At 71.0% G+C, this 9,830-nt stretch carries 7 protein-coding genes and 1 pseudogene; 6 read left to right on the top strand and 2 right to left on the bottom strand.

The window, feature by feature from the left end:
- The first annotated feature begins 302 nt into the window (after positions 1–302).
- The 5 genes from ACWF94_RS23355 (at position 303) to ACWF94_RS23375 (ending at position 6,963) form a co-directional block, all read left to right on the top strand.
- Positions 303–1,145: a nitrilase-related carbon-nitrogen hydrolase gene (locus ACWF94_RS23355; protein WP_453491664.1), complete on the top strand. Its 843-nt coding sequence runs from the start codon at positions 303–305 to the stop codon at positions 1,143–1,145.
- Positions 1,142–2,419: an aspartate aminotransferase family protein gene (locus tag ACWF94_RS23360; protein ID WP_453491667.1), complete on the top strand. Its 1,278-nt coding sequence runs from the start codon at positions 1,142–1,144 to the stop codon at positions 2,417–2,419. The genes ACWF94_RS23355 and ACWF94_RS23360 overlap by 4 nt, the downstream gene beginning before the upstream one ends.
- Before the next feature lie 99 nt (positions 2,420–2,518).
- Complete coding sequence (gene hydA / locus ACWF94_RS23365) at positions 2,519–3,916, top strand: dihydropyrimidinase (RefSeq protein WP_453491670.1); 1,398 nt, start codon at positions 2,519–2,521, stop codon at positions 3,914–3,916.
- Positions 3,917–4,081: 165 nt separating this feature from the next.
- Complete coding sequence (locus ACWF94_RS23370) at positions 4,082–5,083, top strand: TIGR03842 family LLM class F420-dependent oxidoreductase (RefSeq protein ID WP_453491673.1); 1,002 nt, start codon at positions 4,082–4,084, stop codon at positions 5,081–5,083.
- A 377-nt stretch (positions 5,084–5,460) separates the two neighbouring features.
- Entirely contained in the window at positions 5,461–6,963 is a 1,503-nt protein-coding gene (locus ACWF94_RS23375; RefSeq protein WP_453491676.1) for an amidase, read from the top strand.
- A 68-nt stretch (positions 6,964–7,031) separates the two neighbouring features.
- Here the strand turns inward: ACWF94_RS23375 and ACWF94_RS23380 are convergent, their stop codons facing one another.
- Together ACWF94_RS23380 and ACWF94_RS23385 are read right to left on the bottom strand one after the other, a co-directional pair.
- On the bottom strand, positions 7,032–8,096 hold the full coding sequence (locus tag ACWF94_RS23380) for a lipoyl protein ligase domain-containing protein (protein ID WP_453491679.1): 1,065 nt from the start codon (positions 8,094–8,096) through the stop codon (positions 7,032–7,034).
- Between the two features lie 102 nt (positions 8,097–8,198).
- Positions 8,199–8,692 (bottom strand): annotated as a pseudogene (locus ACWF94_RS23385) (DUF5709 domain-containing protein).
- 228 nt (positions 8,693–8,920) lie between these two features.
- On the opposite strand from ACWF94_RS23385, the gene ACWF94_RS23390 reads away from it, so the two are divergent.
- Complete coding sequence (locus ACWF94_RS23390) at positions 8,921–9,760, top strand: IclR family transcriptional regulator domain-containing protein (protein WP_453491682.1); 840 nt, start codon at positions 8,921–8,923, stop codon at positions 9,758–9,760.
- The last annotated feature ends 70 nt before the right edge of the window (positions 9,761–9,830 follow it).

Consider the following 9,830-nt stretch of genomic DNA (forward strand, 5'->3'; position numbering starts at 1 on the left):
GGGGCCCCTGAGCCCGCGCCCCCGGCACTGAGCCGCACCCGGGGGCAGCGCCACCCCCCGGCCCCCCGCCCCGAGCCGCACCCGGGCCGGACCCCGGCCCCGCGCCACCCCCCGGCCCCGCGTGACCGTTTGGACGACGGCCGCGCGGAGCCCGGATGTCCACCGCCCGGGTGAAAGAAGATCGATTCTGCTGGTTGTCGGCGATGGTCTTGCCCCAGTCTGTGGCGGGGCTTACGTTCTCCATCTACGCACCGTGTCTACGGGCGTAGAGGCTCGCTGACGCCCGGCCGAAGGAGCAGCTCATGGCCCATGTCGTACGTGCCGCACTCGTCCAGGCGACCTGGACCGGCGACACCGAATCCATGATCGCCAAACACGAGGAACACGCCCGTGAGGCCGCCCGCCGGGGCGCGAAGGTCATCGGATTCCAAGAGGTCTTCAACGCGCCCTACTTCTGCCAGGTCCAGGAGCCCGAGCACTACCGCTGGGCCGAACCGGTCCCCGACGGGCCCACCGTGCGCCGGATGCGGGACCTCGCCCGCGAGACCGGCATGGTGGTCGTCGTCCCCGTCTTCGAGATCGAGGGCACGGGCTTCTACTACAACACCGCAGCGGTCATCGACGCCGACGGCTCGTACCTCGGCAAATACCGCAAGCACCACATCCCCCAGGTCAAGGGATTCTGGGAGAAGTACTACTTCAGGCCGGGCAACGCCGGCTGGCCCGTCTTCGACACCGCGGTCGGCAAGGTCGGCGTCTATATCTGCTACGACCGCCACTTCCCGGAGGGCTGGCGGCAACTGGGCCTGCACGGAGCCCAGTTGGTCTACAACCCGTCCGCCACCTCACGCGGGCTCTCCTCCTACCTCTGGCAGCTCGAACAGCCGGCCGCGGCCGTCGCCAACGAGTACTTCATCGCCGCCATCAACCGCGTCGGCCAGGAGGAGTACGGCGACAACGACTTCTACGGCACGAGCTACTTCGTCGACCCCCGGGGACAGTTCGTCGGCGAGGTCGCCAGCGACACATCGGAGGAACTGCTCGTCCGCGACCTCGACTTCGATCTCATCGAGGAGGTCCGGCAGCAGTGGGCGTTCTACCGCGACCGCAGGCCCGACGCCTACGAAGGGCTGGTGCGGCCGTGAGCCTGTACGACCGGCACCGGGCCGTCGTCCCCGACTGGGTCGCGCTCTACTACCGGCGGCCCATCGAGATCACCCACGGCGAGGGCCGCCATGTCTGGGACGCGGACGGCAACCGCTATCTCGACTTCTTCGGCGGCATCCTCACCACCATGACCGCCCACGCCCTCCCCGAGGTCACCAAGGCGGTCGGCGACCAGGCAGGACGGCTCGTCCACTCCTCCACGCTCTATCTCAACCGCCCCATGGTCGAACTCGCCGAGCGCATCGCCACCCTCTCCGGCATCCCCGACGCCCGGGTCTTCTTCACCACATCGGGCACCGAGGCCAATGACACCGCCCTGCTCCTGGCGACCGGCCACCGCCGGTCCAACCAGGTCCTGGCGATGCGCAACAGCTACCACGGCCGCTCCTTCTCGGCCGTCTCGATCACCGGCAACCGCGCCTGGTCGCCCACCTCGCTCTCCCCGCTCCAGACGCTGTATGTCCACGGCGGGGTGCGCACCCGGGGCCCCTACGCGGAGCTGTCCGACCCGGAGTTCATCAAGGCGTGCGTGGCCGATCTGGAGGATCTGCTCGGCCACACCCGCGATGTCGCCGCCCTGATCGCCGAACCCATCCAGGGCGTCGGCGGCTTCACCTCACCGCCGGACGGGCTGTACGCCGCGTTCCGTGAAGTCCTCGACCGCCACGGCATCCTGTGGATCTCCGACGAGGTGCAGACCGGCTGGGGCCGTACCGGCGACCACTTCTGGGGCTGGCAGGCACACGCCGACAGCGGCCCCCCGGACCTGCTCACCTTCGCCAAGGGCATCGGCAACGGCATGTCCGTCGGCGGAGTCGTCGGCTCCGCCGAGATCATGAACTCCCTGGACGCCAACTCCATTTCGACCTTCGGCGGCTCCCCGGTCACCATGGCCGCGGGCAACGCCAATCTCACCCATCTGCTGGAGCACGACCTCCAGGGCAACGCCCGCCGCGTCGGGGGACTGCTGATCGAGCGGCTGCGGGGGATCACGGCGGGTGTGCCCGCCGTACGCGAGGTGCGCGGCCGGGGGCTGATGATCGGGATCGAACTGGTCAGGCCCGGGACCGATGAGGCCGATCCGGCCGCCGCGTCGGCGGTGCTGGAGGCCGCCCGCGAGGGCGGGCTGCTGATCGGCAAGGGCGGCGGCCACAACACCAGCGTCCTGCGGATCGCCCCGCCGCTCTCCCTGACCGTCGCCGAGGCGGAAGAGGGCGCGTCGATTCTCGAACGGGCGCTGCGGAGTGTCTGATACGGGCCCGGTACCGCCTCCGTACTCGCCGTTTTCACGGTGTTCACCGGACTCACCTGATCCATCCGATCCGTACGCATCCAGAGGGAGCGCACCCGTATGAGCAGCACCCGCACCCTGATCCGAGGCGGACTGGTCATCACCGCGGCCGACGAACTCCATGCCGACGTGCTCATCGAGGGGGGCCGTGTCGTCGCCATGGCCACCCCCGGCAGTCAGGAGTGGACCGCCGACACGGTTATCGACGCCGACCAGAAGTATGTGATCCCGGGCGGGGTCGACGCCCACACCCATATGGAAATGCCCTTCGGCGGCACCACCGCATCCGACACCTTCGAGACGGGAACCCGGGCGGCGGCCTGGGGCGGTACGACGACCATTGTCGACTTCGCCATTCAGCCCAGGGGCGGCTCGCTCACCGAGGGTCTCGACGCATGGCATGAGAAGGCGGACGGGAAATGCGCGATCGACTACGCGTTTCACATGATCATGTCCGATGTGAACGAGTCCTCGCTCAAGGAAATGGACAGACTCGTCGCGTCCGGTGTCAGTTCGTTCAAGCTCTTCACCGCCTACCCGGGAGTCTTTCTCTCCGACGACGGGCAGATTCTCCGTGCCATGCAGCGCGCCGGCTCCAACGGCGGACTTATCATGACGCACGCGGAGAACGGGCTGGCCATCGACGTTCTGGTGGAGCAGGCGCTGGCGCGCGGTGAGCGGGATCCGCGATATCACGGTGAAGTCCGCAAGGCGCTTCTCGAAGCCGAGGCGACCCATCGGATGATCCGGCTCAGCCAGGTGGCGGGCGCACCGCTCTATGTGGTGCATGTGTCGGCTCAGGAAGCCGTCGCCGAGTTGGCGCGAGCCCGTGACGAGGACCTTCCGGTCTTCGGCGAGACCTGCCCGCAGTATCTGTTCCTGTCGACCGACAATCTGGCGGAACCCGGATTCGAAGGCGCCAAATACGTCTGCTCCACCCCCCTGCGCCCGAGGGAGCATCAGGCGGCCCTGTGGCGCGGACTGCGGACCAACGATCTACAGGTCGTTTCCACCGACCACTGCCCGTTCTGTTTCAAGGACCAGAAGGAATTGGGCCGGGGTGACTTCTCCAGGATCCCCAATGGTCTGCCGGGCGTCGAGAACCGAATGGACCTGCTGCACCAGGCCGTTGTCGACGGGCACCTCACCCTTCGCCGCTGGATCGAGATCGCCTGCGCGACGCCGGCCAGAATGTTCGGCCTGTATCCGAGGAAGGGCACGATCGCCCCGGGGGCCGACGCCGACATCGTCATCTACGACCCGCACGCCGAGCAGATCATGTCCGCCGAGACCCACCATATGAACGTCGACTACTCGGCGTACGAGGGGAAGCGTGTCACGGGGCGGGTGGAGACGGTGCTGTCACGCGGCGTCGTGGTGATCGAGAACCGCGACTATGTGGGCCACGCGGGGCATGGGGCGTATGTGCCACGGGGGATCTGCCAGTTCGCGACATGAGAGACCCGCCGGGCGGCGACCGCGCCCTTGCGCGCGGCGAGGCGGGCGTCAGCCGTCAGCCGTCAGCCGTCGGTCGTCGGTCGTCGGGAGTTCACCGGCCGCGCCGGGCAGCACCGGCCGACCCGCGCGGCACCTGTCAGTACCTCGGATGAAAGGGCCAGGCTCATGGACTTCGGACTCGTCCTCCAGACGGACCCGCCGGCCTCGGCCGTCGTATCACTGATGCGGCGCGCGGAGCGCAACGGCTTCCGCTACGGCTGGACCTTCGACTCGGCGGTGCTCTGGCAGGAGCCCTTCGTCGTCTACAGCCGCATCCTGGAACACACGGAGCGGCTGATCGTCGGGCCCATGGTGACCAACCCCGGCACCCGCACCTGGGAGGTGACCGCCTCCACCTTCGCCACCCTCAACGACATGTACGGCAACCGTACGGTCTGCGGTATCGGCCGGGGCGACTCCGCGATGCGCGTCGCCGGGCGCAAGCCGAACACCCTGGCCCGGCTCGGGGAGGCGATCGAGGTCATCCGCGATCTCGCCGAGGGCCGGGAGGCCGTTGTCGACGGGCAGCCCCTGCGGCTGCCCTGGGTCCGGGACGGCAGGCTGCCGGTGTGGATGGCGGCGTACGGCCCCAAGGCGCTGGCCCTCGCCGGGCAGCGGGCCGACGGTTTCATCCTCCAGCTCGCCGACCCCTATCTGACCGAGTCGATGATCACCGCCGTACGCACCGCCGCCTCCGACGCCGGACGCGACCCGGACTCCCTCACCATCTGCGTCGCCGCCCCCGCCTACGTCGGCGACGACCTGGCGCACGCGCGGGACCAGTGCCGCTGGTTCGGCGGCATGGTCGGCAACCACGTCGCCGATCTGGTGGCCCGCTACGGCGAGCACTCGGCCCTGGTGCCCGAGGCCCTCACCTCGTACATCAAGGCGCGCGAAGGCTACGACTACAGCCACCACGGCCGCGCCGGGAACCCGTCCACGGACTTCGTCACGGACGACATCGTCGATCGCTTCTGTCTGCTGGGGCCCGCCGAGGCGCACATCGAGAAGCTGAAGGCCCTGAGGGCGCTGGGTGTCGACCAGTTCGCGGTCTATGACATGCACGACGCGAAGGAGGCGACGATCGACGCGTACGGCTCGGCGATCATCCCCGCGCTGACCGCCTGACCGCCTGACCGCCTGACCGCCTGACGCCTGACCGGCGGGCGCGGTGGCCGGCGCCCGTGGTGGCCGGCGCGCGCGGTGACCGGTGCGTGCGTCGCTCACCCGTTCGGACCAATGCGGCCTTCGCGGGCCGCCCCGCCCGCGTCCGCCGGGGCACGCCCGGCGCGCGGGACAGGCGAGACGCGACTCACGGCCACGGTGAGACACGGCGTGACAGGAGCGGTACGGCGGTGTCTCGTGCCGCAGGCGGGACCGGGGCGGGCCGCGCTGTTGCCCGGTGCCAACCGGCTGGTTACTCTCCAGTTCACTGTTCTCCCTCAGTTCTCTTGTTCTCTTGCTTCTCTCTTTCTTCGGAGCAACGGAAGGCGAGGTGGGCGGCCATGGCACCGGACCAGGCACCGGACGGGTCCGGGGGACTGATGTGGTGTGTACGAGCCCTCAGGGACGGCGACACCACGTCGGAGTCGCTCGTGGCGAGCGCCGTCGAACGCATCGAGGCCACGCAGAGCACCGTCAACGCCTTTCGCCGGGTACGGGGCGAGGAAGCCATCGCCGAGGCGAGGGACGCCGACCGGCGGCTGGCGGCGGGGGAGCGGCTGCCGCTCCTCGGGGTGCCGGTCGCCGTCAAGGACGACACGGATGTGGCCGGTCTGCCCACCCACTTCGGCTGCTGCGGTGAGCCTGCCGCCGCGACCGCGGACGCCGAAGCGGCGCGGCGGCTGCGCGCGGCCGGTGCCGTGATCGTCGGCAAGACGAACTCCTGTGAGCTGGGGCAGTGGCCGTTCACGGAGGGGCCCGCGTTCGGGGCGACCCGTAACCCCTGGTCGACCGGCCACACCCCCGGGGGATCGTCCGGCGGTTCGGCCGCAGCGGTGGCCGCCGGGCTCGTGCCCGCCGCCCTCGGCTCGGACGGTGCGGGATCCATCCGTATCCCCGCCGCCTGGACCCATCTCGTCGGCATCAAGCCACAGCGGGGACGGGTCTCCCTCCATCCCCACCCGGACGCGTTCCAGGGGCTCGCGGTCAATGGACCCCTCGCCCGGACCGTCGCGGACGCCGCGCTGCTCCTCGACGCCGTACAGGGCCCGCTCCTCCCCTTCGGGCTCGACCCCCACCGGCCCGAGGTGATCGACGCGTCGGCCGCGGCCACCCGGGAACCCGGCCGGCTGCGGATCGCGCTCGCCTGGCGACCGCCGCTGACCCTCACCGGCGCCACCCCGCACCCCGAGGTCCGCCGGGCCGTCACGGCCGTCGCCGAGACACTCGCCCGGCTCGGCCACGAGGTGACGGAGGCCCGGCCGCGCTACGGGCTGATCGGGCTCGCGTTCATTCCGCGCGCCACCTCGGGGATCGCCGAGGCCGCCGCCGGACACCCCGAGCCGGCCCTGCTCGACCCGCGCACCCGCAGTGCCATCCGCTCCGGACGGCGGCTCGGCGGGCGGGTGGTGCGGGCGGCCCGCGCCCGCGAGGCCCGCCAGCACAGCCGGATCGGTGAGATCTTCCACGGCCGGGGCTTCGATGTGGTCCTGACCCCGACGACCGCCACCCCGCCGCCGCGTATCGGCGCCTACGACGGCCTCGGTGCCTGGCGCACCAACGTCACCATGGCCGCCGCCTGCCCGTACGCCTGGCCCTGGAACGTCCTCGGCTGGCCCGCCGTCGGCGTCCCGGCCGGATTCACCGCCGACGGCCTGCCCGTCGGCGCCCAGCTCCTCGGCCCCGCGGGCAGCGAGGAGACGCTGATCTCCCTCGCCGCCCAGCTGGAGGCCGAACTGCGCTGGTACGACAGGCGCCCGCCCCTCGTCACGACGACCGGTACCGGCACCGGAACCGATACCGGCTTCGGCCGGGCGTCGTCCGTCGGCCCGGACCCGGTCCGGTGACTTTCGGGGCGGGCGGGAGCCCGGCCGGGGCCGGTGACCCTCCCGTACCGGACGGAACCCGCCCCGTCCTACGGCACGCGCGCCGTCCACTCGGGGTTCTGGAACTTGGTGCGGACCCGGTCCTCGGCGGCGGCCATCTCCTCGTCGGTGACCTTGCCCTCGGTGAGGCCGTACCGGGTGCGGAACGAGTCGATCATCCGCTCGATGACGGTCTCGCGCGGCAGCCCCGTCTGCCGCCGCAGCGGATCCACCCGCTTCTTCGCGCTCGCGGTGCCCTTGCCGGACAGCTTCTCCCGGCCGATGCGCAGCACTTCGAGCATTTTGTCCGCGTCGATGTCGTACGCCATCGTCACATGGTGCAGGACCGCCCCGGGGCCGCCGTCCGGACCGACCATCCGCTTCTGGGCGGCACCGGCGACCTTGCCGACCTCGGTGGCGATGTCGTTGAGGGGCTGGTACCACGCCTTGATGCCCATGTCGCCGAGCGCGCCGAGGACCCAGTCGTCGAGGTAGGCGTAGGAGTCCGCGAAGGACAGTCCGGATACCAGTGAATCGGGCACGGCGAGGGAGTAGGTGATGGTGCTCCGGGGCTCGGCGAACATGGCACCGCCGCCGGAGATCCGGCGTACGACCGTGACACCGTGGCGGGCCGTGCCCTCGGGGTCGACCTCGTTGCGCAAGGACTGGAAGCTGCCGATGATGACGGCGGGGGAGTCCCACTGCCAGACCCGGAGCGTCGGTGGCCGCCGCCCGGCGGCGACCTCCTCGGTGATGACCTCGTCCAGTGCCATGTGGAGGGCGGGCGACTGAGGGGCTTCATGGATGAGCTGCCAGTCGTAGTCGCTCCAGTCCGTGGCGTGGGCCAGCGCCCGCCGTACGGCGATGGCGACGCTTTCGGTGGTGAAGCCGAACAGGACCGCCGACTCGGGAAGCGCGACGTCGATACGGTCCTTCAGCCCTCTGGTGTCCGTGTCCGAGGGAGCGCCTTCCAGCGCCGAGTCGATCCGCGCGATGGCCTCGTCGGGTTCGAGGAAGAAGTCACCGGCGACCCGGACGTTCTTGAGGAGGCCGTCCTCCACCTCCAGATCGACGACGACGAGCTTGCCGCCGGGGACCTTGTATTCGCCGTGCATGCGTCCTCCGCGGTCGCGGGGCGTTCCGCCCTCGGGAAAGTGTTCGCTCCCGCTCTAACGCTGTACGGGGTGCGAGTACTTCCCGAACGCGGTGACCGGGGCTCAGGGGGTGTCGGGGGCGTCGTCGGGCACCACATGGACGGCGGCTTCCTCGGCGGACGCGGCTGCTCCGGAGATGCCTTCGTCGCGTGCCACCAGGTCCTTCTCCTCGTCCTCGTGGGCGCCCTCGTCCGGGGCGACGAGCCGGCCCGCGCGCCGGTCGCCCACTTCGTCGTCGAGAAGCTCGCCGTCCGTGTCGGCCGCGTCGCCGAACCCGTCGCCCGCCAGGTCGTCCCAGTCCTCCGGCAGTTCCTCGGCCAGCCGCTGGTCCAGCGTCTCGCCCTCCCGCTGCTCCCGCGCGGTCGTGCCCGTCCGGTCGGCGCCCAGAGGCCGCTCCGGAGGGGACCAGCCCTCGTCGTAGGGGCCGCGCCCCGGTCGATGAGGGTGTCCTCGGGGTCGAGGATGCCCTCGTCCTCGCGGACCTCGTTGTCGTCGGGGCTCCCGGGCTGGTAGACCTCATCGCCCATGGCGTTCTCGTCGGGCTGAGTGCCGGCCATGACCGCTCCCTTCCACTGGAGATTGTTCCGCCGTTCGGCCACGGACGCATGAGGATCTTCTGTCGCGGGAGCCCCGCACGGCCCGCCGGGGTCCCCGGGCGGGAGACCTGGCGGGAGTCCTCGGGCAGGAGTCGCCGGGCCCTCGCCGGATAGCGTTCGATTGACGCACGTTCGTTCGCCTGGATACCCTGCTCCGGCCATGCACGGCTATCTGATGGGATGACACACATGGGGCGCCTGGCGGACAAGGACAGCGCCGCACGGCAGGAGCGCCGGCTGGCGGGCGCGGCCAACCCGGCGGACTTCTCGGAGGCGCTCGCGCGGGGCCTCGCGGTCCTGTCCGCGTTCGGCGCCGGGCACCGGCGGCTGACGCAGGCGGATCTCGCCCGTGAGCTGGGTCTGTCCCGGGCGACCGTGCGGCGCGCGGTGCTGACGCTGGAGCACCTCGGCTATCTCGTGGCCGAGGGCCGCTCCTATGAGCTGAGCCCGGGGGTGCTGCGGCTCGCCACCGGCTATCTGGCGTCGAACCCGGTCAGCGCGGTGCTGCAGCCGGTCTGCGACCGTATCTGCGCGCAGGTGGACGAGGCGTGTTCGGTGGCGGTGCTGGACGGCGCCGACGCGGTGATCGTCGCCCGTGCCGTACCGAACCGGCTGATCGCCGTGGGCAGCGGAATCGGCTACCGGACACCGGTCGCCGTCTCCTCGCTGGGCAAGGTCCTCCTCGCGCATCTGACCCCCGACGAACGCGCTGCCCGCCGGGCGGCCGTGGAGAGCGCGGCAGGGTCCCCCGGTGACGGCGGTGACGGCGGTGACGGCGGTGACGGCGGTGACGGCGAGGGTGACGAGGAGTTCGACCGTATCCGCGAGAACGGCTGGGCCTATGTCGCCCACGACGTCGAACGCGGCTCCCACTCCATCGCCGTCCCACTGCACCGCTGGGACGGCCGGGTGATCGCGGCCCTCCATGTGGGGTGCACCATCGAGCGCGTCACCCCGGAGGCCCTGCACGGCGAGGTGCTGACGCTCCTGCGCACGGCCGCCGGGGAACTCCGCGACCGGCTCGTCTAGGAGGCGGTCGCGACGACACCGCTTCAGGGCGGTCGCGACCACGCCGTTTCGACGGCCTCCTTAAGGAGGC

Source organism: Streptomyces sp. NPDC055078 (genome assembly GCF_053607985.1).